The sequence below is a fragment of the Nocardioides sp. Arc9.136 genome, assembly GCF_030506255.1.
Lineage (GTDB): Bacteria > Actinomycetota > Actinomycetes > Propionibacteriales > Nocardioidaceae > Nocardioides.
In genome coordinates, this window is sequence record NZ_CP113431.1 from 4,104,693 (window position 1) to 4,130,461 (window position 25,769).

General features: G+C 74.4%; 21 protein-coding genes. 11 read left to right on the top strand and 10 right to left on the bottom strand.

Annotated elements, in window-relative coordinates; genetic code table 11:
* The first annotated feature begins 164 nt into the window (after window positions 1–164).
* Window positions 165–2,036, top strand: coding sequence for an acyl-CoA dehydrogenase (locus OSR43_RS19835; RefSeq protein WP_302268523.1), 1,872 nt, complete (start codon window positions 165–167; stop codon window positions 2,034–2,036).
* A gap of 144 nt (window positions 2,037–2,180) precedes the next feature.
* Entirely contained in the window at window positions 2,181–3,263 is a 1,083-nt protein-coding gene (locus tag OSR43_RS19840; protein WP_302268524.1) for a hypothetical protein, read from the top strand.
* Here the strand turns inward: OSR43_RS19840 and OSR43_RS19845 are convergent.
* Window positions 3,256–4,131, bottom strand: a complete 876-nt coding sequence (locus OSR43_RS19845) for a LysR family transcriptional regulator ArgP (RefSeq protein WP_302268525.1) — start codon at window positions 4,129–4,131, stop codon at window positions 3,256–3,258. The two genes, OSR43_RS19840 and OSR43_RS19845, sit on opposite strands and share 8 nt — an antisense overlap.
* A gap of 94 nt (window positions 4,132–4,225) precedes the next feature.
* On the opposite strand from OSR43_RS19845, the gene OSR43_RS19850 reads away from it, so the two are divergent.
* A complete protein-coding gene (locus OSR43_RS19850) occupies window positions 4,226–4,834 on the top strand; it encodes a LysE/ArgO family amino acid transporter (protein ID WP_364867803.1) in 609 nt (202 codons plus the stop codon).
* A gap of 6 nt (window positions 4,835–4,840) precedes the next feature.
* Here the strand turns inward: OSR43_RS19850 and OSR43_RS19855 are convergent, their stop codons facing one another.
* On the bottom strand, window positions 4,841–6,601 hold the full coding sequence (locus tag OSR43_RS19855; protein WP_302268526.1) for a thioredoxin-like domain-containing protein: 1,761 nt from the start codon (window positions 6,599–6,601) through the stop codon (window positions 4,841–4,843).
* Between the two features lie 75 nt (window positions 6,602–6,676).
* Between OSR43_RS19855 and OSR43_RS19860 the strand changes: the two genes are divergently transcribed.
* From OSR43_RS19860 to OSR43_RS19880, 5 genes are all read left to right on the top strand, one after another.
* Window positions 6,677–8,443: a GAF domain-containing SpoIIE family protein phosphatase gene (locus tag OSR43_RS19860; protein WP_302268528.1), complete on the top strand. Its 1,767-nt coding sequence runs from the start codon at window positions 6,677–6,679 to the stop codon at window positions 8,441–8,443.
* A gap of 481 nt (window positions 8,444–8,924) precedes the next feature.
* Window positions 8,925–10,187 (top strand): HNH endonuclease signature motif containing protein, encoded by a 1,263-nt coding sequence (locus OSR43_RS19865; protein ID WP_302268529.1) that lies wholly within the window; start codon window positions 8,925–8,927, stop codon window positions 10,185–10,187.
* A 409-nt stretch (window positions 10,188–10,596) separates the two neighbouring features.
* Window positions 10,597–11,412 (top strand): maleylpyruvate isomerase family mycothiol-dependent enzyme, encoded by an 816-nt coding sequence (locus OSR43_RS19870; protein ID WP_302268530.1) that lies wholly within the window; start codon window positions 10,597–10,599, stop codon window positions 11,410–11,412.
* Window positions 11,409–12,350: an oxidoreductase gene (locus OSR43_RS19875; protein ID WP_302268531.1), complete on the top strand. Its 942-nt coding sequence runs from the start codon at window positions 11,409–11,411 to the stop codon at window positions 12,348–12,350. The genes OSR43_RS19870 and OSR43_RS19875 overlap by 4 nt, the downstream gene beginning before the upstream one ends.
* Before the next feature lie 74 nt (window positions 12,351–12,424).
* Window positions 12,425–13,141, top strand: coding sequence for a hypothetical protein (locus OSR43_RS19880; RefSeq protein ID WP_302268532.1), 717 nt, complete (start codon window positions 12,425–12,427; stop codon window positions 13,139–13,141).
* On the opposite strand, the gene OSR43_RS19885 is transcribed toward OSR43_RS19880, so the two are convergent.
* Both OSR43_RS19885 and OSR43_RS19890 read right to left on the bottom strand, forming a co-directional pair.
* A complete protein-coding gene (locus tag OSR43_RS19885) occupies window positions 13,138–14,766 on the bottom strand; it encodes a hypothetical protein (protein ID WP_302268534.1) in 1,629 nt (542 codons plus the stop codon). The two genes, OSR43_RS19880 and OSR43_RS19885, sit on opposite strands and share 4 nt — an antisense overlap.
* Window positions 14,767–14,785: 19 nt before the next feature.
* Entirely contained in the window at window positions 14,786–15,580 is a 795-nt protein-coding gene (locus OSR43_RS19890) for a crotonase/enoyl-CoA hydratase family protein (RefSeq protein ID WP_302268535.1), read from the bottom strand.
* Between the two features lie 205 nt (window positions 15,581–15,785).
* Here OSR43_RS19890 and pgm point away from each other — a divergent pair, with 205 nt between their 5' ends.
* The gene (pgm, locus tag OSR43_RS19895; RefSeq protein ID WP_302268536.1) at window positions 15,786–17,426 is read left to right on the top strand and encodes a phosphoglucomutase (alpha-D-glucose-1,6-bisphosphate-dependent); all 1,641 of its coding nucleotides are present in this window, start codon (window positions 15,786–15,788) and stop codon (window positions 17,424–17,426) included.
* Window positions 17,427–17,480: 54 nt separating this feature from the next.
* Entirely contained in the window at window positions 17,481–17,882 is a 402-nt protein-coding gene (locus tag OSR43_RS19900) for a VOC family protein (RefSeq protein WP_302268537.1), read from the top strand.
* A 16-nt stretch (window positions 17,883–17,898) separates the two neighbouring features.
* On the opposite strand, the gene OSR43_RS19905 is transcribed toward OSR43_RS19900, so the two are convergent.
* The gene (locus OSR43_RS19905; RefSeq protein WP_302268538.1) at window positions 17,899–18,420 is read right to left on the bottom strand and encodes a MarR family winged helix-turn-helix transcriptional regulator; all 522 of its coding nucleotides are present in this window, start codon (window positions 18,418–18,420) and stop codon (window positions 17,899–17,901) included.
* Between the two features lie 97 nt (window positions 18,421–18,517).
* On the opposite strand from OSR43_RS19905, the gene OSR43_RS19910 reads away from it, so the two are divergent.
* Window positions 18,518–19,966 carry an MFS transporter gene (locus OSR43_RS19910; protein ID WP_302268539.1) on the top strand — a complete coding sequence of 483 codons (1,449 nt, stop codon included), beginning with the start codon at window positions 18,518–18,520 and terminating at the stop codon, window positions 19,964–19,966.
* Window positions 19,967–20,007: 41 nt separating this feature from the next.
* Here OSR43_RS19910 and OSR43_RS19915 read toward each other — a convergent pair whose 3' ends face one another.
* The 5 genes from OSR43_RS19915 to OSR43_RS19935 are packed head-to-tail and all read right to left on the bottom strand — an operon-like array spanning window position 20,008 to window position 25,760.
* Window positions 20,008–20,406 carry a hypothetical protein gene (locus OSR43_RS19915; protein ID WP_302268540.1) on the bottom strand — a complete coding sequence of 133 codons (399 nt, stop codon included), beginning with the start codon at window positions 20,404–20,406 and terminating at the stop codon, window positions 20,008–20,010.
* Between the two features lie 10 nt (window positions 20,407–20,416).
* Window positions 20,417–21,406, bottom strand: coding sequence for an acetylxylan esterase (locus tag OSR43_RS19920; protein WP_302268541.1), 990 nt, complete (start codon window positions 21,404–21,406; stop codon window positions 20,417–20,419).
* Window positions 21,407–21,433: 27 nt separating this feature from the next.
* The gene (locus OSR43_RS19925) at window positions 21,434–23,731 is read right to left on the bottom strand and encodes a glycoside hydrolase family 3 N-terminal domain-containing protein (protein ID WP_302268542.1); all 2,298 of its coding nucleotides are present in this window, start codon (window positions 23,729–23,731) and stop codon (window positions 21,434–21,436) included.
* The gene (locus tag OSR43_RS19930; protein WP_302268543.1) at window positions 23,728–24,861 is read right to left on the bottom strand and encodes a LacI family DNA-binding transcriptional regulator; all 1,134 of its coding nucleotides are present in this window, start codon (window positions 24,859–24,861) and stop codon (window positions 23,728–23,730) included. Before OSR43_RS19930 ends, OSR43_RS19925 begins: the two co-directional genes overlap by 4 nt.
* The gene (locus OSR43_RS19935) at window positions 24,858–25,760 is read right to left on the bottom strand and encodes a carbohydrate ABC transporter permease (protein WP_302268544.1); all 903 of its coding nucleotides are present in this window, start codon (window positions 25,758–25,760) and stop codon (window positions 24,858–24,860) included. The genes OSR43_RS19930 and OSR43_RS19935 overlap by 4 nt, the downstream gene beginning before the upstream one ends.
* Between the last annotated feature and the right edge of the window lie 9 nt (window positions 25,761–25,769).

The following is a 25,769-nucleotide window of genomic DNA, read 5'->3' on the forward strand; positions in this document are numbered from 1 at the left end:
CACGTCGGATCGGCGTGTCGTCGAGCCGCAGTCGGCGCGTCCCGGGCCGGGTCGGTCGCGGCCGCTTGCACCGCCCGGACGCCGCGCCTACCATTGAAGTTACTGACCAGTAGTAGATCTGTGCTGGCACATCCAGGGACACATCACGAGACGAAGGTGGAGCAGTGAGCCACTACAAGAGCAACCTCCGCGACATCGAGTTCAACCTCTTCGAGGTGCTGGGCCGCGACGAGGTCCTCGGCACCGGACCGTTCGCCGAGGTGGACTCCGAGACGGCGCGCTCGATCCTCGCCGAGGTCGACCGGCTCGCTCGCGAGGACCTGGCGGCCTCCTTCGAGGACAGCGACCGCAACCCGCCGGTCTTCGACCCGGCCACGCACACCGCGCCGGTCCCCGAGTCGTTCCAGAAGAGCTACCGGGCCTGGATGGACTCCGAGTACTGGCGCCTGCAGATCAGCGAGGACCTCGGCGGCACCCCCGCCCCCTCGAGCCTGGTCTGGGCGATCGGCGAGATGGTCCTCGGCGCCAACGCGCCCGTGTGGATGTACGCCGCCGGCCCGTCGTTCGCCGACATCGTGCACCGCAACGGCAACGACCGCGACAAGCTGATCGCCGGCCACATGATCGACCGTCAGTGGGGCGCCACGATGGTGCTCACCGAGCCCGATGCGGGCTCCGACGTGGGCGCCGGCCGCACCAAGGCCACCCCGAACGAGGACGGCACCTGGAACATCGAGGGCGTCAAGCGCTTCATCACGTCCGGTGAGCACGACATGAGCGAGAACATCATGCACCTCACCCTCGCGCGCCCCGTGGGCGTCGAGGGCGCGGGCGGCCCGGGCACCAAGGGCCTCTCGCTCTTCCTCGTGCCCAAGCACCACTTCGACGTCGAGACCGGCGAGCTGACCGGCGAGCGCAACGGCGTCTACGTCACCAACGTCGAGCACAAGATGGGCATCAAGGTCTCCAACACCTGCGAGGTCACGTTCGGTGACTCTTCCGTCGGTGGCGGCGAGCCGGCCCGCGGCTACCTGCTCGGCGAGGTCCACGACGGCATCGCGCAGATGTTCCAGGTCATCGAGAACGCCCGCATGCTCGTCGGCACCAAGGCGATCGCGACGCTGTCGACCGGCTACCTCAACGCGCTGGACTACGCCAAGTCCCGCGTCCAGGGCGCCGACCTGACCCAGGCCTCGGACAAGACGGCCCCGCGCGTCACCATCACCCACCACCCCGACGTGCGCCGCTCGCTGATGGTCCAGAAGTCCTTTGCCGAGGCGATGCGCTCGCTGGTCCTCTACACCGCCAGCTGGCAGGACAAGGTCCAGCTCGCCCAGCACGACGGCACGATGGACAGCGACGAGACCAAGCTCGCCGAGGCAGTCAACGACCTGCTGCTCCCGATCGTCAAGGGCTACGGCTCGGAGCGCTCCTGGGTGCTGCTCGGCACCGAGTCGCTGCAGACCTTCGGCGGCTCCGGCTTCCTGCAGGAGTACCCGATCGAGCAGTACGTCCGCGACGCCAAGATCGACACCCTCTACGAGGGCACCACCGCGATCCAGGGCCAGGACTTCTTCTTCCGCAAGATCGTCAAGGACCAGGGCCGCGCCCTCGGCCACATCGCCGGCGAGATCTCGAAGTTCATCGAGAGCGAGGCCGGCAACGGGCGGCTCAAGAACGAGCGCCAGCTGCTCGCCACGGCGCTCGACGACGCCAACGCGATGGTCGGCCACCTGATCAACGACCTGATGTCGGCCCAGGACGAGCTCCGCAACATCTACAAGGTCGGCCTCAACACCACGCGCCTGCTGATGGCGCTCGGCGACGTCGTCTGCGCCTGGCTGCTGCTGCGCCAGGCCGAGGTCGCGCTGGAGAAGCTCGGCGGCGATCCGGGCAAGGACCAGGCCTTCTACGAGGGCAAGGTCGCCGCGGCGCAGTTCTTCGCGGCCACCAACCTCCCGCGGGTCAGCGCGGAGAGGGCGATCGCCGAGGCGACCGACCTCTCGCTCATGGACCTCGACGAGTCGGCGTTCTGATCCCCGCCTGAGGCACGCACGCCGCACGACGCCGCACGACGCCCCCGGACCCCGCGAGGAGTCCGGGGGCGTCGTCGTCGCGGTCGTCGTCGCGCTCGTCGTCGCCGGTTCGAACCAACCGGGCCGGCCACGCGTCGTACCGGTGTGCGAAGCCTGGTCTCGGAAGCCCTCGTCGGCGCCCTCTCCCTCACCCTCCCCCTCGCTCCGGGCACGTCCGGCGCCACGGAGGCGACGCCTCCGCCGCCCGCGCCCGAGCGCGTGACCATCGACCTCGCCGGGGCGCCCCGCGGCCCGGCGCCGCGCGGCGACTGGTTCGACCCGCGCCGGCAGGCGATCCACAGCGACGGGCGCACGGTCGCCCTCGAGCCGCGGCTGCGGGTGCCGCTGGTCGGCATCCAGCGGGCGGACGGCGGCTGGGTCTCCGCGGCGTACGGCGTGAACAACACGCGCATCATCCGGATCCGGCGGGACGGGAGCTGGTCGACCGTCGTCCGCGAGCCCGACGAGCCCGGGGGCGAGCTGGACCTCGACTTCCTCGTCAGCCCCGGTGGCGGGCGGCTGGCGTACGCCAGCGACGGTGACGACGCCTCCCACGTGGTCGTCGCCCGGGTCGACGGCACCGAGGTGGACCGCTTCGCGACCCAGGGGGCCGAGGTGCTCGACTGGGCTGAGGGCCGGGTGTGGGTGACCGTCAACCGGTACGGCGGCGGGGCGCCGCCGCGGCTCGCCGAGTGGCGGCCGGGCTCGGAGCCCACGGTGCGGACCGAGCGGCGGCTCGGGCGCCTCGACGGCCTCGACGTGCGCAGCGGGGTGGCGTGGCGCGACGACTCCGGCCGCCGCGGCCTCAAGGCGATCCCGCTACGGAGCGACGACTGGTCCGCGTGGACCCGGAGCGGCTACCGCTTCGACGGCGTCTCCCCCGGCGGCCGGTACGCGCTGACCTACACCGACACCCCCGAGTCCCCCGAGGAGGAGTACGGCTTCCGCGGCCGGCTCGTCGTGCGCGACGCCCGCACCGGCTCGCCGGTGACGGTGTTCACCGGGCGGCACCAGGTCGGCGCCGTCGACGGCCCCGTGTGGGAGTCGCGCCGGACGATCCTGGCCGTCGTCCACGACGAGGACCTGCGCCTCGTGCTGGTGCGGCTGCACGTCGGCGGCCGGGTCGAGGTCCTCTCCCGCGCCGGCACCGGGCGGGGCGAGCAGCCTGGCGTCGTGCCGATCACCTGAGGGTGCGGCGCGCCGCGACGCGCACGTCGTCGGACAGCGCGTCGAGGAGCGCCGAGCGCAGCCGCCAGCGCTGCCAGTGCAGCGGCACGTCGAGGTGGTGGCGGCGGTCGAGCAGCACGAGCCGACCCGCCTCGACGTCGGGCCGCAGCTGCGGCTCGGGCAGGGCGCCCCAGCCGAGCCCGAGCCGGACCGCCTCGAGGAAGTCCGCCGAGGTCGGCACCCGGTGCACCACCGGCGGCAGGCCCAGGCCCCGTGCGGCGAGCAGCTCGTGCTGCAGCGCGTCCTTGTCGTCGAAGACCACGGCCGGGATCCGGGCCCAGTCCGTGCCGCGGCCCCGGCGGTACCGCTCCGCCAGCGCCGGCGCGGCCGCCGCGGCGTACCGCAGGGTGCCGAGCGGCTCCACCGAGCAGCCCTGGACGGCGACCGGGTCGCTCGTGACGGCGGCGAGCACCGTGCCGGCGCGCAGCAGGTCGGCGGACCAGGCCTGGTCGAGCACGTGCAGACGCAGGGCGGCGTCCCCGCGGTCGGCGACCGCGCCGAGCACCTCACGGAACCAGGTCGCCAGGGAGTCGGCGTTGACGGCGACCGGCAGCTGCGCCACCCCGACGTCGTCCCCGCCCAGCGCGCGGACGGTCTCCTCGTGCAGCAGGGTGGTCTGGCGGGCCAGGCGGAGCAGCGCCTCGCCGGCCGGGGTCGGCTCCGCGGGCACCGTGCGCCGCACGACGACCTGGCCGACCTCGGACTCCAGCGCCCGGATCCGCTGGCTGACCGCGCTCGGCGTGAGGTGGAGGTGCCGCGCGGCGGCGTCGAAGGTGCCGTGATCGGCGATCGCCGCCAGCGCCGAGAGCCAGGCCGGGTCGAGGTGCACGTGCCCCACCCAACCAGGACGGTCATAAGCACCGCTACAGGTAGTGCAGGAACCTTCGCTGGTCTGCAGCCCGAGCCCCGTCTAGCGTCGCCGTGTGCTCATCGGAGACCTCGCCGCCGGGTCCGCGACCGGACTCGCCCTCATCGTCGCCATCGGCGCCCAGAACGCCTACGTGCTGCGGCAGGGCCTGGCCCGCGACCACGTGGGCCTGGTCGTCGCGATCTGCGCGGTCTCCGACCTGGTGCTGATCCTCGCCGGCGTGGCCGGCATCGGCACGGTCGTCGAGCGGGCGCCGTGGGCGATCGACGTGGTGCGGTGGCTCGGCGTCGCGTTCCTGTGCTGGTACGGCGTCTCGTCACTGCTCCGCGCGCGGCACCCGGACGCGCTGGCCGCCTCGGGCGGGGCGCGGCTCACGCGCCGGTCGGCGGCGCTGCGGGCGCTCGCGCTGACCTGGCTCAACCCCCACGTCTACCTCGACACGGTGCTGCTGCTCGGGTCGGTGGCCGCCACCCACGGCGACCCCGGTCGCTGGTGGTTCGCGGTCGGCGCCTGCCTGGCGAGCGTGCTGTGGTTCTCGGGGCTGGGGTACGGCGCGCGGCTGCTCGCCCGGTTCCTCGCCAGCGCGCGGGCCTGGCAGGTGCTCGACGTGCTCATCGGGCTGACGATGCTCGCGATCGCGCTGCGGCTCGCCACCGGCGGCTGACCGGGGTCAGCCCTCCACGCCGCCCAGCGGCAGCACCAGCCGCGGCTCGGCGCCCCCGGCGATCCGCACCGGGACGCCCCAGTCCTGCTGGTGCATGTGGCACGCGGCGCCCTCGCCGCCGGCCTCGTCGCAGGAGGCCGCGCGCGCCGCGACGTGGAGCACGCCGTCGCCGACGTGCGGGTCGAGGACGATCGTGCGGGCCAGGTCCGTGCCGCGTCCCCCGCCCTCGCGGATCAGCTGGGGCGGCGTCGCCTCGACGAGCAGCTGCGACGGCGGGCCGAAGCGGTCGTCGACCTTCTGCCCCGGGGGCGGGGTGAACGCCACCACCAGCTCCAGGGTCGCCGTCACCTCGGTGACCGGCCGCTGGGTGGAGTGCGCGAAGCCGTCCGTGCGGGTGCCGGCCGAGCCCAGCGGCACCCGGGTGAGGCGGTGCGCCCCGGACTCCACGACGACCAGCTCGGCGCCGTCGACGTACGCCGCGGAGGGCTCGGCCAGGCCGCCGGCGAGCGTCGTGACCTCGCCCGGCCCGTCGTCGGTGACGGCGATCCGGCGGACCGCCCCGTTGTAGGTGTCGCAGACCGCGACCGAGCCGTCCGGCAGGACCGTCACCCCGAGCGGGTGCTGCAGCAGCGCCTGGTCGGCCGGTCCGTCGCGGAAGCCGAAGTCGAAGAGGCCGGTGCCGACCGCGGTGCGGACCTCGAGCGCGCCGTCGGCCGCCTCCTGCACCCAGCGGACCGAGGAGGTCTCGCTGTCGGCGATCCAGAGCCGGTCGCCGACCGGCGCGAGCCGGGAGGTCTGGGCGAACCACGCCTCGGCGAGCGGGCCGTCGAGCAGCCCCTCGTTGGCCGTCCCCGCAGCGACCTCGACGGCACCCGTGCGGGGGTCGAAGGTCCACAGCTGGTGGATGCCGGCCATCGCGACCCAGACCCGGTCGCGCCACCAGGCGACGTCCCAGGGGCTGGAGAGCCGGTCGGTGCCGTCGCCGGCCATCCACTGCCGGCCGTCGCCGGCGAGCACGCGGGTGGAGCCGTCCGCGAGCGCCAGGCCGTGGAGGCGGTGGCCGACGGTGTCGGCGACGACCGCGTCGTACCCCACCTCGGCGGCGACGTCCGCCGGCAGCAGGCAGAGGCCGTTGGGCTCGCGGAAGCCGCCGGTCCGGCGCAGCACCGCACCCCCGGCGTCCAGCTCGACGACCTCGTCGTGGCCGGCGTCCGCGACGAGCACCCGCCCGTCGGGCAGCGGCACGGCCGAGGCCGGGAAGCGGAGGTCGGTGGGCTCCACGACCGGCGCGACGTACGGCGAGTCACCGGGCTGGAGCGTGCCCTTCGCGCGGTGCTCCTCGACCAGCTGGCCCAGCAGCGCCTCGATCGCGTGGGCGTGGCCCTCGCCGGCGTACTGCCCCACGACGTATCCCTCGGGGTCGACGAGCACGAGGGTCGGCCAGGCGCGGGCGGTGTAGGCCTGCCAGGTGACCAGCTCGGGGTCGTCGAGGACCGGGTGGGTGACCGAGTAGCGCTCCACGGCGGCGCGCAGGGCGTCGGGGTCGGCCTCGTGGACGAACTTCGGCGAGTGCACGCCGATGACGACCAGCTCGTCGGCGTGCTTCTCCTCCACCGGCTTGAGCTCGTCGAGGACGTGCAGGCAGTTGATGCAGCAGAAGGTCCAGAAGTCGAGCAGGACGAACCGGCCACGCAGGTCCGCGAGGCGGACCGGGCCGTCGGTGTTGAGCCAGCCGCGACCGACCAGCTCCGGGGCACGCACGCGCATGGGTCCATCCTCGCCCACGGTGGCTAGGCTCGCCGGCGGCGGGCTCTCCCGCGGCACGACGGCGGGAGGGGCCGGATGACCACGACGCGCTCGGCGGACGTCGACACGTCCTTCGACCGGTACGCCCGGATGGTGCGGCGCGCGCTGCGGGTCCCCGTCGCGCTGGTCTCGCTGGTCGAGGCCGACCGCCAGGTGTTCCCCGGAGCGGTCGGGCTGCCGGCGCCGTACCAGTCCACGCGCGAGACGCCGCTGTCCCACTCCTTCTGCCAGTACGTCGTCGCCGACGCCGCCCCGCTCGTCGTCGCCGACGCCCGGCTCGACGACCGGGTGCGCGACAACCTCGCCATCCCCGACCTGGGCGTCGTGGCGTACGCCGGGTGGCCGATCACCGACCACACCGGCGCGGTGGTGGGCTCGCTGTGCGCGATCGACGACCAGCCGCACCTGTGGCAGCAGGACGAGCTCGACAGCCTCGCCGACCTCGCCGCGGCCTGCTCGGCCGAGCTGACCCAGCGGCGGCTGCGGGACCTGGCGCTCGAGGGGCAGCGCGAGGCGCAGGAGCTGGCGCACCGCAGCCGCGTGCTGCTCGCGCTCAGCGAGGGCCTCTCGCGGACCCAGACGCTCGCGGAGGTCGCCGCCGCCGTCGAGCGGGTCTCCCTCGACGAGCTCGACTGCCTGCGCGGCGGCCTCTGGCTGCACCGCTCCTCGCGCCCGGTCACCGCCGACCTGCCGCTCACCGTGTCCGACCCGGGTGACGCCGCCGTGGAGCTCCTGCAGTACGTCGAGCCGACCGGCGGGTCGACCTGGGAGTCGGCCACGCGGCACGCGGCGCTGCCGACCGACGACACCAACCCGGTCGGTCTCGCGCTCCGGCTGGGCGAACCGGTCTCCTTCACCTCGGTCGCGGAGCAGAACGCGCGCTGGCCGCACCTGGCCACCGACGCGCAGGTGGGCGAGGCGCGGATGTTCCTGCCGCTGGTCGTGCGCCGGCAGCAGATCGGCACGCTCGTGCTGGTCTGGGCGCGGACGCGGGAGTTCAGCGACGGCGACCGGGCGACGTACCGCGCGATGTCGGCGTACGCCGCGCAGGGCGTCGTCCGCGGTCGGCTGCACCAGGAGCGCACCGAGGCGCTGGTGACGCTGCAGAGCGCGATGCTGCCGCGGCTGCCGGAGCCCGACGACCTCGAGCTGGCCGCGCGGTACCGGCCGGCGGCGCAGCGGCAGCAGGTGGGCGGCGACTGGTACGACGCGGTGGTGATGCCCGACGGCAACACCGCCCTGATGATCGGCGACGTCGTCGGGCACGACATCGCCGCCGCGGCCGTCATGGGCCAGCTGCGCACGATGCTCCGCGCCATCGCGTGGGCCGTCGACGACGCTCCCTCCGCGAACGTCACCCGCCTCGACCTCGCCGTCCGCGACCTCGACGTCGACGCGATGGCGACCCTCGTCTACGCCCGGATCGAGCAGGACACCGACGGCCGCCGGCTCGTGCGCTGGACCAACGCCGGCCACCCGCCGCCGCTGGTCGTGGAACCGGACGGCACGACCCGTTGGCTGCAGGGCCCGCTGCCCGAGCTGATGCTCGGCGTCTCCCCGTCCGCACCCCGGGGCGACCACCGCTCCTACGTCGCACCCGGCTCGCTGCTGCTGCTCTACACCGACGGCCTCGTCGAGCGCCGCGGCGAGGACCTCCGCCTCGGCCTCGACCGGCTCGCCGCCTCCGCCGCCCGGCACGCCTCCGAGCCGGTCCCGGCCTTCCTCGACCACGTCCTCTCCGACCTCGGCGCCGACACCGCCTCCGACGACGTCGCCGTCCTCGCCGTCCGCTTCGGCGACTGACCGCCTCCGCTGGTCGAGCAGCCGAGCCCCGGCGAGGCGTCGTCGAGACCCGGTGAGGCGCAGGGCTCGGGCCTCGGGCAATCGCCTCCGGCTTCCGGGTCATCGGTGGTTGCGGTGGGGGCAGCTACGGGAGGTAGGGCTGGTGGTCGCGGCGGTCTCCCGACTGCCGCTGGTCGAGCAGCCGAGCCCTGGCGAGGCGTCGTCGAGACCCAGTGAGGTGCGCAGGGCCTCGGGTGCGCGCCTCAGGCTTCCTGGTCATCGGTGGTTGCGGTGGGGGCAGCTACGGGAGGTAGGGCTGGTGGTCGCGGCGGTCTCCCGACTGCCGCTGGTCGAGCAGCCGAGCGCCAGCGAGGCGTCGTCGAGACCCGGTGAGGTGCGCAGGGCCTCGGGCACTCGAGTTCCCTGAAGTGGTGGTCCACGATGTGGTCTGACCTGGGGAAACACGCGTCTGACTGTCGGTGGTCGGTGCTTGAGTAGACCCATGGCCAAGGACTCCCGACGCAGCGCACACGTGGTGTGCCGCGCTGTCGCGAAGTCCCGCAAGCAGATGCGGTCAGCCGCCGAGGTCCACCTGTGGTCGATGTCCGACGACGACGTCACCGACACGCTCCTCGAGGCCGCCCGCCTCCGCGCCCGCGTCGAGGCCCTAGAGCTGCGGCTAGCCGCGGAAGCCGACCGCCGTCACGCCGGCGAACGCGTCGGTGCCACCGACACCGCCGCCTGGTGGGCGACCGAGACCCACCAGACCCGACCCGCCGCGAAGCACCGCATGCGGCTGGCCGAGTCCCTCGACCGTCACAGCCCGACGGCCACCGCTCTCGCCGAGGGTGATGTGTCGGTGGACCACGCCCGGGTGATCACCGAGTGCCTCGACAAGCTCCCCACCGACCTCGACGACCCGACCATCCCGCTCCGCGCCGAGCAGCACCTGCTGGCCGAGGCACGGCACCGGGACCCCAAGGCCCTGCGGGTCCTGGCCAAGCACGTCCTCACCGTCGTCGCACCCGAGATCGGCGAGGCCCGCGACGCCCGAGCCCTGGAGGCCGAGGAGCGGCTCGCCCGCGAGACCGCGTGGCTGACGATGAGCCCCGACGGGCGCGGGTCGGTGGTCGGGAGGTTCAAAATCCCCGAGCTGCACGGCGCCATGCTGAAGAAGACGCTGCTGGCGTTCGCGGCACCCAAGCACCAAGCCGCCACCCAGGACGCTGACGCTCAAGCACCTGCCGAGCGACGCCCTTCGCCGGAGCGGATGGGCGACGCGTTCTGCGAGCTCCTCGAACGCCTCCCCACCGCCTCGGTCCCGAAGCTCGGCGGGCTCAACGCCTCGGTCGTCATCACGATGGACATCGCCTCGCTCCTCGGCCGCCTCGCGCCGGGTGTCCTCGACGACGGCACCACCATCTCCGCCGCCCAGGCACGACGGCTGGCTTGTGAGGCGGGCCTGGTCCCCGCTGTCCTCGGCACTCGCTCGGAGCTGCTGGACCTCGGCCGCACCACCCGGCTCTTCACCGGAGCCCAACGCCGGGCCCTGAACCTCACCCAACCGACCTGCACCGCAGACGGCTGCGACTGGCCCGCCCACCTCTGCCACGCCCACCACGACCAACCCTGGTCCACCAGCGGCGCCACCCACCTGGTCAACGCCCGCAACCTCTGCCCCCGACACCACGCCCGCATCCACGACCCGGCCTACGAGACCACCCACCTGCCCGGAGGAAAGGTCGCGTTTCACCGCAGGACATAGGCCGACCCGAGCGACTCCCTCCGCCACCCAACCACAGCGGTCGCCCCCGCCGACCGTGAGCCGACAAGCAGCCGCGCCCAAGACCTCGACCCCAGCGGCGCGCAACCACACGACTCGAAAAAACCTGCCCTGGCACCACCCGCCGGCCCGACGACCACCCCCACGCCCTGCGCACCTCGCCGGGTCTCGACGACGCTCGCTCGCGCTCGCTGCTCGACCAGCGGCGGCCCGGCGACCACCTGACGCCCTGCGCACCTCGCCGGGTCTCGACGACGCTCGCTCGCGCTCGCTGCTCGACCAGCACGATCCCGGGTCTCGACGACGCTCGCTCGCGCTCGCTGCTCGACCAGCAGGTGACGGCCCGCTGCTCGACCGGCGGCGCGCGCGGGGGATCAGTAGGCTCCGCAGCGTGAGCGATCAGGAACGGCTGGCGGGGTACGTCGAGGTCTGGTGGCGTGCGGTCGACGACTTCACCGGGCTGCTGGAGAAGCTGCCCGAGGAGGACTGGTCGCGGCCGACCGACCTCGCCGGGTGGGACGTCCGGGCGGTCGTCGCGCACGTCGCGCACCTGGAGAAGGTGCTGGCGACGGGCGTCGAGGAGCACGCCGAGGTCGGCGAGCCGGCGCACGTGACCGGGATGATGGGCCTCTACACCGAGATCGGCCCGGCCAACCGGCGTACCGCCTCCCCCGACGAGCTGATCATGGAGATCCGCGAGGCGGCCACCGCCCGCCACACCGCGCTGCTGGCCGACCCGCCGACCGACGCCACCGCCAAGCCCGAGCGGGTCTTCGCCGGAGTGCCGTGGAGCTGGGAGACGCTGCTGCGCAACCGGCCGCTGGACGTGTGGATGCACGAGCAGGACGTGCGCCGTGCGGTCGACCGACCCGGCGGCATGGACAGCCCGGCGGCGCAGCACACCGCCGACTACCTGCTGGAGAGCATGGGGTTCGTGCTGGCCAAGCGGGTCGGCGCGCCCGCCGGCACGACGCTCCTCATGGACGTCGAGGGCAGCGCACCGCAGGCGTTCGGCGTCGACGAGCAGGGCCGCGGCCGCCGGCTCGACACGGTCCCCGCCGAGCCGACCGTGACCCTGCGGACCGACCGGGAGACGTTCCTGCTGCTCGTCGGCGGTCGTCGCCCGGCGGCCGCCGAGGCGGTGGTCGTCGAGGGCGACCGGGCGCTCGGCGAGCAGGTCCTCGCACGGATGGCGACCACCCCGTGACCGCGCCGGGCACCGACACCTGGACCCTCGCCGACATCCCCGACCAGGCCGGGCGGACGGCGCTGGTCACCGGCACGAGCGTCGGTGGCCTCGGCCACCACACCGCGCTCGAGCTCGCCCGCCGCGGCGCGCGGGTCGTCCTCGCCGGCCGGACCCAGGCCAAGCTCGACGCGACCGAGCAGGCGATCCACGGGGAGGTCCCGCACGCCGAGCTCGTGAAGCTCGTGGTCGACCTCGCCGACCTGGGGTCGGTACGCCGCGGGGCGGCCGAGGCCGCGGGTCTCGGCCCGATCGACCTGCTGGTCAACAACGCCGGCGTGATGGGCACGCCGTACTCCCGGACCGGCGACGGGCTCGAGCTGCAGATGGCGACCAACCACTTCGGCCCGTTCCTGCTGACCGGCCTGCTGCTGCCCCAGCTGGTGGCGAGCAGGGACGGCCGCGTCGTCGCGGTCAGCTCGCAGTTCCACCGCTACGCCCGGAGCGCTCCGCTCGGCGACCCGCGGGTCCAGCAGGGCCGGTACTCCCGCTGGCCGACGTACGGGCAGACCAAGCTGGCCAACCTGCTCTTCACCTACGAGCTCGACCGCCGGCTGCGCCGCGCGGAGCTGCCGGTGAAGGCGCTGGCCGCGCACCCGGGCTTCGCGGGCACGCACCTGGCGGCCAACGGCCAGTACGGCCGCTCCGCCGGCGGCGTCGCCTCGATCCTCGACGCCGCGGTCCGCGCGGTCTCCCAGTCCGCCGCGGCCGGCGCGGAGCCGACGCTGATGGCGGCGACCGCGGACCTGCCCGGCGCGACGTACTGCGGCCCGGGCGGGCTGCAGGAGATGTCGGGTCCGCCCCGCGTCGTCGCCAGCAACCGGCTCTCCCACGACGAGGTCGCCCAGCGGCGCCTGTGGGAGATCAGCGAGGACGTCACCGGCGTCGCCTACCCCTGATCCCTAGACCAAGGTCTGGGGGCACCCGACCGGGGTCCGATGTGCGCGGGTCGCGGCCCGCCTAGCGTCGGGGCATGCAGGTCTGGGAGCGCACGGTCGACGGCCGCCACCACCGGGTGGAGGCGGAGGGGTCGGTCCGCCGGCACCTGCGGTGGTACGTCGACGGCGCGCTCGTCGCCGAGAAGCGCACCCTCGAGGACGCCCCCGAGCTGCAGGCCGACGACGACCCGGCCCTCGGCGCGGTGAAGGTCCGGTTCAGCGCCCTCGGCGCCCCGCGCCGCGCCAGCCTGCACGCCGACCAGGTCGGCGCGATCACCGGCGTCGGCGGCACGGACCTGGTGCCCGAGGCGGAATCCCCCGCAGCGCACCACGAGGAGCGGCTGCTCGCCCACCCCAACCGGTACGCCGCCACCCGCGCCGGCGTCGCGATCGCGGTGATCGCCGTGCCGCTCCTGCTGAGCCTGCTGTCCCGCTTCCTGCCCGACGTCGACCTGCCGCTGCCGAGCATCCCCTGGCCGGACCTGCCCGACCTCCCGAGCATCCCCTGGCCCGACGTCCCCCGGCCGGACCTGCCGAGCATCCCCCTGCCCGACCTGCCCGACCTGCCGGGGTGGGTGGAGCGGGTGGTCGACGTGCTCGGCTACGTCTGGCCCGTCGCGCTGGCCTTCCTGCTCGCCCGCGGCGAGGTCAACCGCCGCCGCAAGCGCGACCAGGAGGCGGAGCAGCCGGAGCAGCCGGAGCAGCCGGAGCAGCCGGGGCAGCCGGGGCAGCCGGAGCCGGGGCGCGACTAGTCCGCGCGGTCGCGGACGCGCACCATGCCGGCCAGCGTGGCGACGTACGCCGCGCCGTCGGGGCCGAGGGTGACGGCCGAGTAGTGGTTGTTCATCAGGGTGCCCAGCCCGGTGCGGACGCGGTAGGCCGTGCGGCCGGTCCGGACGTCGATCGCGACGAGGTACCAGGCGTTCGCGCCCCACCAGTTCTTCTGCTTCTCGTAGGCGTAGAGCAGCCCGGTGGCCAGCGACAGCTTCGCGACCGAGGTCGGCGCGCTGACCTCGGAGGTCCACACCGTCTCGCAGGTGCGCTCGCCGTCCTTGCCAGTGACCAGGTCGACGCGGGCGAAGCCGCCCGGGGTGGTGCGGCCGAGCATGGTGCGCCACGGACCGGAGTAGCCGTGGTTGTTCTCCACCACCACCCCGCTGCCGACGGAGACCAGCGAGTTGTCGGTGGCGCTCGCGTCGTCGTCGAAGACCGACTCCTGGCAGACGAGCGACCCGTCGCGGGTGTCGTAGAGCTGCACGTGCATGCGGGGGCTCGCGTTGTCGGTGATCGCGACGACGCCCCCGGACAGCAGGGTCGGCGTGGTGCCGCTGCCCCGGGAGACCTGGCCGGGCTTCTGCGTCGAGCCGCGGTCGTACGGCGCACGCCACCGCACCCGCGGACGGCCCGCCGGCGACACCTCGAGCCGGTGCAGCGCGTGGGTCGTGACGACGTACACCGCGCCGTCGGTGTCGGTGGCGAAGGAGTTCGCGACCTCTTCGCCGAGCTCGATCGCGCTGACGTCACCGGAGCCGGGCTCGACGAACCCGGTGCGTCCGTCCTGGGTGACGAACCAGATCCGGCCGGCCCAGTCGGGCAGCACCGCGACCAGGCAGTCGTCGGCCGGGACCGCCGCGGAGAGGTCGTACGTCGCGTCCGTGGTCAGGTCGGGGTCGCCGTCGGCGTCGGAGGTGGCGACGACCAGGACGCGGCGGTCCGTCGTGGCGACGACGGCGCGGTCGTCGGCGTCGAGGTAGAAGTAGGCGCCGGCGCAGAGGTTCTCCCACGGCCGCGTGCCCTCGACGTCGGGCCGGTCGGGGAGGTCCTTGGTGACCAGCGGCCGCAGCGAGTCGGGGTCGATCACGTGCAGGCGCGGCCCCTGGAGGTCGCCGCAGAGCGCGACGAGCCGCTCGTGGCGGTCGAAGGCGAGCGTGGCGCACTCCTCGAGGCCGTACCACGCGGTGTCGACGCGCGGTGACTCCCCGAGCGGGCCGGGGTGGACGGTGGCGTCGGTGGCCCAGGCGTCGTGGTGCATCGAGCTGACGCCGTTGGGGGCGAGGAAGGGGTTCTGCGGGACGTCGAGCTCGAGGGGCTGGGGCGTGAACGGCCGGCCGGTGTAGCCGGGGGTCACCAGTGCGCCGGGTCCGGGCGGCACGGGGAGCCAGCCGTCGGGCACGACGACCACCACGCCGACGAGGACCAGCACGGCGGCCGCCCAGCCGGCGACCACGCGCCACGTCGGGCGCAGCCACGACCGGACGCGCCCGGACGCCAGCGCGCCGAGGGCCGCGACGAGCACCAGGGGGCCGAGCGCCCAGGTCAGCAGCGCGACGCCGGCCAGCGCCGACGAGCGCTGGAACCTGAACCTGCCGGACGCCACGGTGGCCGAGGGTAGGCCGTCAGCGACGCGTGCGGGGGCCGAACGTCGCCGCCGCGCCGCCGAACGCCGCCTTGCGGGCCTTGGCGGTGTTGGCGAGGAGGAGCAGCTGGGCCTGCTCGAGCCGCTCGAGGGCGAAGGTGCGGCGTGCGCTGCGGGTGGTCGCCCCCTCGACCAGCCGCTTGGCCGCCGCGAGCTGGTCCGGCGAGCGGGTCGCGAGCCGGCGGGCCAGCGCGGTGGCCGCCTCGACCGGGTCAGGCGCCAGCTCGGTGACCAGCCCGAGGTCGCGGGCCTCCTCGCCGGTCATGACGTCGGCGGTCATCGTCAGCAGCTTGGCCCGGTCGGGACCGACCAGCTCGGTCAGCGACCGGATGCCGGTCATGTCGGGGACGATCCCCCACTTGCCCTCGAGCACCGACCAGCGCGAGTCCGGCGAGGCCACCCGGACGTCGGCGGCCAGGGCGATCTGCAGCCCGCCGCCCAGGCAGTGGCCGTGCACGGCGGCGACGACCGGGACCGGCAGGCGCCGCCACGCCCAGCAGGCCTCCTGGAAGGTGTTGGTGCCGCGCCACGGCACGGGGAGGAACGCCGGGACGATGGCCGCCGGCTTCCGCAGCACGTCCGCGAAGTCCAGTCCCGCGCAGAACGCGTCGCCCTCCCCGGCGAGCACCACCGCGCGCAGGCCGCGGTCGCGGCGCAGGCGGTGCGCGGTCGCGGCCAGCTCGGCCAGGATCGGCAGGGTCAGCGCGTTGAGCTTCTCCGGCCGCGCCAGGCGGACCTGGGCGATGCCGTCCTCGACGGTGCAGGTCACGGTCATGGGGCCCGATCCTAGGGAGCAGCGAAGCACCGGCCCGGTGGTGGCCGACCGCGCGCCGTACCGCTAGATTGTCCTCGTCACGGCCGCTGGTGCCCCCTCGTCGTCCCCCCACGTGCGAGGAACTCCGGCGGTCGTGACCTGTTTCCGGGGCCGTCCACGACGACCGGCCGGTTGCCGGGCCGCCCGGGTGGGCAATGATCACCACGTGGCCGACCAGCGCGCGGGACAGCCCGCGGAACCCCGGGACCTCGTCGACGTGGCGCACCTCGTCACCGCCTACTACACCGGCGTGCCCGATCCCGAGGACGTCGCCCAGCAGGTCGCCTTCGGCACCAGCGGGCACCGCGGCACGTCGCTGTCGACGTCGTTCAACGAGACCCACATCGTCGCGACCACCCAGGCGATCTGCGACCACCGGCGCGAGCAGGGGTACGACGGCCCGCTGTTCCTCGGCCGGGACACCCACGCGCTGTCGGAGCCGGCCTGGGCCTCGGCGCTCGAGGTGCTGGTCGCCAACGACGTGACCGTGCTGGTCGACTCCCGCGACGGCTACACCCCCACGCCCGCGGTCTCCCACGCGATCCTGCGCGCCAACGGCGGTCGCACCACCGGCGCCGGGCTCGCCGACGGCATCGTCGTCACCCCCTCGCACAACCCGCCCACCGACGGCGGATTCAAGTACAACCCGCCCCACGGCGGCCCGGCGGGCAGCGACGCGACGACCGCGATCGCCGCCCGCGCCAACGAGCTGATCGCCGGCGGCCTGGGCGACGTACGACGCGTGCCGTTCGCGCGCGCCCGCGCCGACGCCGGCTCCTACGACTTCCTCGGCTCCTACGTCGACGACCTGCCCTCCGTGGTGGACGTCGCGGCGATCCGCCAGGCCGGGGTGCGGATCGGCGCGGACCCGCTGGGCGGCGCGTCCGTGGCGTACTGGGGCGAGATCGCCGACCGGCACGGCCTCGACCTGACCGTCGTGAACCCGCTCGTGGACCCGACCTGGCGGTTCATGACGCTGGACTGGGACGGCAAGATCCGGATGGACTGCTCCTCCCCCCACGCGATGGCCTCGCTGATCGAGCGGCGCGCGGACTACGACGTGGCGACCGGCAACGACGCCGACGCCGACCGGCACGGGATCGTCACGCCCGACGCCGGGCTGATGAACCCCAACCACTTCCTCGCCGTCGCCATCGGGCACCTCTTCGGCGGCGCCCGGCCGGACTGGCCCGCCGGCGCGCGGATCGGCAAGACGCTCGTCTCCTCCTCGATGATCGACCGGGTCGCGGCCTCGCTCGGCCGGCCGATGGTGGAGGTGCCGGTCGGGTTCAAGTGGTTCGTGCCGGGGCTCGTCGACGGGTCGTTCGGCTTCGGCGGCGAGGAGTCGGCCGGCGCGTCGTTCCTGCGGACGGACGGCAGCGCCTGGACCACCGACAAGGACGGCATCATCCTCGCCCTGCTCGCCTCCGAGATCGTCGCGCGCACCGGCCGCTCGCCCTCCGAGCACTACGCCGACCTGGTCGCCGCGCACGGCGAGCCGGCGTACGCCCGCATCGACGCCCCGGCCACGCGCGAGCAGAAGGCGGCCCTGTCGAGGCTGTCCGCGGACGACGTCACGGCCACCGAGCTCGCCGGCGAGCCGATCACCGCGACCCTCACCGAGGCGCCCGGCAACGGCGCCGCGATCGGCGGGCTGAAGGTGACCACGGAGTCGGCGTGGTTCGCGGCCCGGCCGTCGGGCACCGAGGACGTCTACAAGGTGTACGCCGAGTCGTTCCGCGGCCCCGAGCACCTCGCGCTCGTCCAGGAGGAGGCGCAGGCGCTCGTCACCGCCGCGCTCGGGTAGGCGGAGGCTCCCGGGCCCCTGTCGGCCGTCGGTGGTGGCGCCTAGCGTGCGGACATGGAGACCACACCGCAGGACGCACCCGCCGCAACCGTCAGCCTCGGCGCCGTCAACGTCGCCGCCCACGACCCCGAGGGCCTCGCCGCCTTCTGGTCCACGGTGCTCGGCGCACCGTCGACGTCCCCGACGCCCGGGCTGGTGATCCTGCCGCCGACGGCCGGCGGCTTCGGGATGATGTTCATGCAGCGCACCGACGAGTCCGGCAGCACCCTCCACCTCGACCTCACGGTCCCCTGGGGCAGCCGCGAGGCGGAGGTGGAGCGGCTGGTGGCTGCCGGGGCCGAGCACCGGTGGGACGTCCTCGACGAGGTCCCGTGGGTCCGGTGGACGACCTTGGCGGACCCGGAGGGCAACCTGTTCTGCCTCGGCGAGCACCCGCCGGGCGACCCGCAGGCGTGAGGTCGGCGGCCGACTGCTAGCCCTCCCCGCGCCGGGTGGGCGCGGGGTCGGGACCCTCGGTGGCGAGCATGAACAGCCGCAGGTCCCGGGCCAGGCGCGTCATCAGGTCCGGGTCGACGTCGGCGAAGAGTTCGCGCTCGACCGCGCCCACCGCCTCGACCAGCTGCTGGAAGCGGGCGCGGCCCGCATCGGTGAGCTCGACGTTGACCTGGCGCCGGTCGCGGGTGTCGAAGGCACGGCGGACGGCGCCGTTCTCCTCCAGCTTGGCGATCCGGTGCGTGATCGCGCCCGGGGTCACCTGGGCCAGGTCCTGGAGGACACCGACGCTGAGCGGGCCCTCGGAGCGCACCAGGCTGGAGAGCAGCGGCAGCTCCCAGAACTCCATGCCCTGCGGCGCTAGCCGCCGGCGCGCCTCGGTGTCGAGGTGGTGCGCCAGCCGACGCAGCCGGATGTGCACCTCCTTGGCCGCCACGTCGCCGCCGGCGTCCCGGACGAAGTCCAGGATCGAGTCGACACGGTCCCGGTGCTCACTGGCCACGGCGTCCCTCCCCCTGGGAAGCGATCCAACACTGCAAAATTAGTTCAACACTGCGACTACTGTAGCCCTCAACCAAACCGAAGGGCTCTCTCCACCGATGTCGTCACCCACCACCACCGCCGCCGGCCGGCGCGCACCCGCGCCTGCGGGACACCCGGACCACGCCAGGGCCACCATCGCACTGGCGATCCTCGGCATCTTCGTGACCTACGTGCCGATCACGGCCGTCAGCGTCTCGCTCACCACCATCGGCACCGACACCGGCGCCTCCACCTCCGGCCTGCAGTGGGTCTCCGACGCCTACGTCATCCCGATGGCGGCCGCGGTGCTCTCGGCCGGCGTCTTCGGCGACATCCACGGGCGACGCCGCGTGTACCTGGCCGGCATGTGCCTCACGGTCCTGGGCGGGCTGACCGCCGGGCTGGGCTCCGCCCTCCTCGACGACCACGCGCTGACCGTCCTGTGGACCGGCCAGGCCGTCGCCGGGCTCGGGGCCGGCCTGCTCATCCCCACCACGCTGGCGCTCATCGCCCAGGCGGTGCCGGACTTCCGCGCCCGCGGCAAGTTCATCGGGTTCTGGTCGATGGGCCTGATGGCCGGCCTCGCGCTCGGCCCGATCTTCTCCGGCACCGTGCTCGAGGTGGGGCCGTGGCACTGGATCTACGCCCCGTCCACCGCGCTCGCCGTCGTCGCGGTCCTCGTCGCCCTGCGGCTGCTGCCGGAGTCGGCGACCGTCGAGGGCCGTCGCCTGGACTGGTCGGGACAGCTGACCGCCACCGTCGCGATCGCCTTCTCCATCTTCGGCATCATCGAGGGCGGCGAGAAGGGCTGGACCTCCTGGCAGGCCCTCCTCGGGCTGGTCGTCGGCGCCGCCGCGCTCGTGGCGTTCCTGCTCATCGAGCGGTGCACCGACGCACCCCTCATGGACCTGGGGATCTTCCGGTCGCCGTCGTTCTCCGCGTCGGGCTTCGCAGGCGTCATCGCGATGTTCTCGATCGTCGGCGGCATGTTCCTGCTGAGCCTGTTCCTCGGCTTCGTCCAGGGACTCGGGGCGCTCGACATCGCCCTGCGGCTGCTCTTCGCCACCGGGCTCGGCGTCGCGGTCGGGCCGCTGGCGGCCAGGCTCATGCAGCGGCTCAAGGCGATGCACGTCCTGTCCCTCGGCCTGGTCGCGAGCGCCATCGGCCTCTGGTCGCTGACCTCCATCACCGCCGGGACCGGCGTGTGGGACCTCGGCTGGCGCCTGGCCGTCTTCGGCCTCGGCAACACCACGATGATGACCGCGGTGACGACCGCCGCGATCAACTCCGTGCCGATGCGGATGGCCGGCATGGCCGCCGCGACCAACACGGTGCTGCGCCAGTACGGCGGCGCCCTCGGCCCGGCCATCCTGGGCGTGGTCTTCAGCCACCAGCTGGCCGGCGGCGCCACCCCCGAGGACGCCTTCGCCGCCGCGCTCGTCACGAACGTCGCGCTGCTGCTCCTCGCCGCCGTCGTGTGCGTGGTCGCCGCGCGCAGCGAGGCGCACCCGGCCGGCAGGTCCTGAGCGGCTCCGGGACCCGCCCCGTCGGGCGGGTCCCGGACCGGTCACAGGTGGTCGGGGACGACGAGCGCGTCGGGGTCCTGGCGTGGCGGCAGCGCAGCGAGCGCCGCCTGCACCAGGGCGACCCGGCCCTTGACCACGAGGGCGCGGCGGACGCGACCGACGGAGTCACCGAGCTTCTCCTCGACGACCCGGGTGACCTCGGCGTCGCTGTACGTCGGGCGGGTGCCCGGTTCGACGGTGACGTCGGGCAGGGCCACGAGCACCGGCAACACCTGGTCACCGAGCGCGTCGAGCAGGTGGAACCGCTGCACGGTGGTCAGCGCCTTCCACGCCTCGTCGACGTCGCGCCGGCCGCGCCGCACGTCCTTGTCCTGAGCGGCGAAGACCGTCTTGGCGGCCCCGGTCAGCGCGGCGGTCAGCTCGTGCTCGGTGAACCTCATCTGCTCTGCCTCACGAGCCCAGTCTGGCCCCCAGCGTCGAGCGCAGCCACGCCACCTGCCGCTGGACGTGGAACGCCCCACCGCCGTCGTGGTCGTTGAACGGGTAGACCTCGAGCTCCGCCGGCCCGGCCCAGGAGCGGTACGCCGCGAACACGGTCGAGGGCGGGCAGGTGCGGTCCCTCAGCGCCACCGAGAGCAGGGCCGGCGCGGTGGCCCGGCGGGCCAGCACCGCGGCGTCGACGTGGGCCAGGGTCGCGAAGGACTGCTCGACGCGGTCGCGGTGGGCGGCGAGGTAGCGCACCAGCTCCAGGTAGGGGTCGGTCTGCGCGACGGCCACGGCCCGGCGCACGTCGGCGAGGAACGGCACGTCCACGAGCGCCGCCGCCACCCGGTCCGGCGCGAGTGCGGCCACGGCCGTGGCGAGGGCGCCGCCCTGGCTGGCACCGGCCACGCCGACCCGGTCGGCGTCGACGAGCGGGTGGGCCCGCAGCACGTCGAGGGCGGCCACGGCGTCGGCGTACGCCCGGCGGTAGTAGCAGGTGCGCGGGTCCTCGATCCCCCGCGTCAGGAACCCCGGCTGGGCGGCGCCCGAGCCCGCCGGGTCCCCGGTCGCCCCGACGCTCCAGCCGCTGCCCTGGCCGCGGGTGTCGACGACGAGGTGGGCGTAGCCGGCGAGCGCCCACAGCACGTGCTCGTGGGCGAGCCCGCGGCCGCCGTTGTAGCCCTGGAGCTGCACCACGCCCGCCAGCGGGCGCCCGTCCCGCAGCGGCGCCGCCGGCAGGTGCAGCCAGGCGTGCACGGGGTGGTCGTCGTACCCGTGCAGCACCACGGCCCACGACTCGACGGCGACGAGCCCCGAGTCGACCGGCTGGAGGCTCGAGCGAGGACCGCGGGCGAGCTGCGGGGCGAGCGTCTCGGCCCAGAACGCGTCGAGGCCGGCCGGCTCGGGCAGCTCGGGGCGGTAGGCCTCGAGCTGCTCCAGCGGCCAATCGGTCTCCACCGCTCTCCCGTCGGTCGCCCGGGCCGGTCAGCCGCGGACGACGGTGACGGTCGGCTCGAGCACCCGGTCGGCGCCGACCTCGCGCACCGACCCGGTCAGCCGGAGGTCGACCACCGAGCGGACGTCCCCGCTGGAGGCACCGACGCGCAGCTCGACCGCCCCCGGCTCGACGAGCCGGACCAGGTCCCGGCCGGTGAACGACGTCAGGTCGGCGTGCAGCGCGAACCGCACCTCCACCCGCTCGCCCGCCGCCAGGTCGACCCGCGCGGCCGCGACCAGCTGCTGGACCGGTCGCACCACCGAGGACGTCCGGTCGTGGAGGTAGACCTGCACCACCTCGGTCGTCGCCCGCTCGGCGTCGCCGACCAGCGGCACCACCAGCTCGCAGGTCCCGTCGGTCGGCCACTCCGCACCGGTCGCCGAGGACGCCTCCTCCCACGTCGCCGCCGCCCAGGACAGGCCGTGGCCGAAGGGGAACAGCGGCGTGGGGTCGACGACGCTGACCTCGCTGCGCTGCCCCAGCGCCGAGGAGAGGTACGTCGCCGGCTGGGTCGAGCCGGGGCCCGGGAAGGAGACCGGGAGCCGGCCGGTCGGTGCGACCCGGCCCGCGAGGACGTCGGCGACGGCCTGCGCGCCCTCCTCGCCGGGGAAGAACCCGCACACCAGCGCGGCGAGCCGGCCGACCTGCCGGGTGAGGTCGTAGGGGCGACCTACCAGGAGCACCGCGACGACCGGTGTTCCGGTGGCGAGCAGCGCCTCGAGCAGCTCCTCCTGCCGGCCGGGCAGCGTCAGGTCGGCGACGTCGCAGCCCTCGCCGGAGGTGCCGTTGCCGAACAGCCCGGCCCGGTCGCCGAGCACGACCACGCACACGTCCGCGTCGGTCGCGACCGCCACGGCCTCGGCGATGTCGGCGTCGGACCCGCCGAGCACCGGGCAGCCGAGGGCCGAGGTGACGTCGAAGGTCTCGGCGAGCGCCTCCCGGACCGTCCTGATCTCCAGTCCCGGCTCGGTGCCGGGGTGGTGGACCAGCACGTGCATCGGGAAGGAGTAGCAGCCGAGCATCGCCTCGGGGGTGTCGGCGCGGGGGCCGACGACCGCGAGCCGCGCGCCGGCCGCCAGCGGCAGCGCCCCGCCGTCGTCGGCGAGCAGGACCACCGAGCGGCGGGCGACCTCCAGCGCGATCGCCCGCGCCTCCGGCGGGTCGAGGTCCACCGCGTCCGGACCGGGCTCGACCGGCGCCCAGCCGGGATCGAGCAGGCCGACCTCGCACTTCTGGCGCAGCACCCGGACCAGCGCGCGGTCGACGAGCTTCTCGTCGATCAGCCCGGCGGCGACGGCGGCGAGCAGCGGCTCGCCGTACGCGTTGGTCGAGGGCAGCTCGACGTCGATGCCGGCCTCGAGCGCGAGCCGCGCGGCCTGCTCGACGTCCTCGGCGACGTGGTGCAGGGACTCCAGGAAGGCGATGGAGAAGTAGTCGGCGACGACGGTGCCGGTGAAGCCGTAGGTCTCGCGCAGCAGCGTGGTGAGCAGCGCCGGGTCGGCGGCGGCGGGGACGCCGTCGGTGTCGGTGTAGGAGTTCATCACCGAGCGGGCGCCGGCGCGCAGCGCCATCTCGAACGGCGGCAGGATCACGTCGGCCAGCTCGCGCGGCCCCAGCGGCACCGGCGCGAGGTTCCGCGCGGCGCGGGAGGCGGAGTAGCCGGCGAAGTGCTTGAGCGTGGCCACGACGCCGGTGCTCTCCAGGCCGCGGACGTAGGCGCTGCCGATGGAGCCGACGAGGTACGGGTCCTCGCCCATCGTCTCCTCGACCCGGCCCCAGCGCAGGTCGCGGACGACGTCGAGCACGGGCGCGAGGCCCTGGTGCACGCCGAGCCCGCGCAGCGTGGTCCCGATCCGCGCACCCATCCGCTCGACGAGCGCGGGGTCGAAGGTGGCCGCCCAGCACAGCGGGTTGGGGTAGACCGTGGCCTGCCAGGCGGCGAGCCCGGTGAGGCACTCCTCGTGCACCTGGGCCGGGATGCCGAACCGGTTCGCCGCGACCACCTGCCGCTGCCGCTCGGCCAGCGAGCGGAGGCCGGCGGCCGGCTCCACCGGGTCGGTGCCGAAGGGCCGGGTCAGCTGGCCCAGCCCGTCGCGGACGAGGTCCTCGAAGCGCTGCCCGGCGGCGAGCGCGTCGCGCAGCATCGGAGCCATGTCGCCCACGTCGGGGTCGACCCCCCAGATGCCGGAGAGCTGGGCGACCTTCTCGGCCAGGGTCATCCGGGCGACGAGGTCCGCGACGCGGGTGTCGACGGGGAGGGAGGTGTCCTGCCAGGGGTCGGTCACGAGACCGCTCCGTTCGCGTGTCGGCCGGTCCGCGCCGCGCTCGACGACCGGGGGGCGGTCGAGCGGCGCTGGACGAGCGTGGTGGGGAGGGTGAGCTGGGTGTCGGCGACCGCGTCGCCGTCGAGCAGGGCGAGCAGGAGTGCGACGGCGTCGTGGCCCATCCGGCGGATCGGCTGCTCGACGGTGGTCAGCGCCGGGTGCGCCAGGGCGGACTCCGGGACGTTGTCGAAGCCGATCACCGACAGGTCGCCGGGGACGTCGAGCCCGCGCTCGGCGGCGACCTCGAGGACCGAGATCGCCGAGAGGTCGTTGGCGCCGAAGATCGCCGTCGGCGGCTCGGGCAGGGCCAGCAGCTGCCGGGCGGCCACCCGCGCCTGCTCGGCCTCGAAGGCGCCGGGGGCGAGCAGGTCCTCGTCGACCGTCAGCCCGGCGGCCGCGTGCGCCTCGCGGTAGCCGCGCTCGCGCAGCTGCGCCGAGACCAGGTCGGGCCGGCCGGTGACCATGCCGATGCGGGTGTGCCCCAGCCCGATCAGGTGGTCGACGCCGAGCCGTGCGCCCTGGAGGTTGTCGCCCGCGACGGTGGGCAGCCGCGACCGCCCGGTGTGCGGGTCCACCGCGACGACCGGCCCGTCGTACTGCACGTCGGTGACGGTCGGGGTGACCAGCACCGCGCCGTCGACCAGGGTGCCCATGACCCGGGAGAGGTAGCGCCGCTCCCAGCCGACGTGCTCGTCGACCCGGCCGCCGGCTGAGTAGGCGACCAGCTCGAAGCCCGAGCCGCGGATCGCGTCCGCGGCACCCTTGAGCACCTCGGTGCTGAACGGTTCGAAGTCCGCGACGAGCACGCCGATGACGTTGGTGCGCCGGTTGCGCAGGCTCCGCGCGACCAGGCTGGCCTCGTAGCCGAGCCGGGTGATCACGCCCATGACGTGCTCGGAGGTCGCCGGGGAGACGCCGTACCGGCCGTTGAGCACCTTGGAGACCGTCGAGACCGAGACCCCGGCCTCCGCAGCCACCTGCTGCATGGTGACCCGGCCGACGGGCGACCCGGTCTCCCGGCCGGGCTCCCGGCCCGGGTCGGGCACCTCGGGTCCGGTCTGCTGGTCCAGGTCCACCTCGGAGTCCCTCATCCCTTCACCGCGCCCTGCAGGCCGCTCACGATCCGGCCCTGCATCGCCAGGAACAGCACCAGCGCGGGGATCATGGCGATCGTGGTGAACGCCAGGACGCCGGCGGTGTCGGCCGAGTACTGCGTCGAGTAGTCGGCCACACCCAGGGGCAGCGTCCGCATGTCGTCCTGCAGCAGCAGGAGTGGCAGCAGGTAGGCGTTCCAGGAGCCCACGAAGGCCAGCACGCCGACCGTCACCAGGCCGGGAGCGGTCAACGGCAGCGCGATGTGGCGGAAGACGCCGATCGGCGTGGCCCCGTCGATGAACGCCGCCTCCTCCAGCTCCCGCGGCAGCGCCATCAGGAAAGGCCGCAGGATCACCACGGTCGTCGGCAGGGCGAACGCCGCCTGCGGCAGCGCCACGCCCCACCAGGTGTTGCCCAGCTGGAGGTCGCGGGTGATCAGGATGAACAGCGGGATGATCGCCACGGCCACCGGGAAGAGCAGGCCGAGCACGAAGACCATGAACAGCGGCTCGCGCAGCTTGAACTGGTAGCGGGCCAGGGGGTACGCCGCCATCACGCCCGCCAGCACCGCGACCACGGTCGTGATCAGCGCGATGACGGTCGAGTTGAGCGCGTAGCCCCAGAAGTCGGGGTTGGTGACGACGCCCTCGTAGTTCTCGGTGACCCACGGGTCGGGCAGGCCGGCGGGGTCGCGGATCAGCTGCTCGTTGCTGCGGAAGCCGCCGAGCGCGCCGTACAGCACCGGGCCCACGGTCAGCGCCACCACGGCCAGCGCCAGCAGGTAGACCAGCGGGCCGCCGCCGCCGAAGGAGCGGCCGCGCCGGCGCGAGCCGCGGGGCGTCGTGCCGGTCGGGGGACGGTCGGTCACGGGAGGCATCTCCTGGAGGGTGGTCATCGCGGGCTC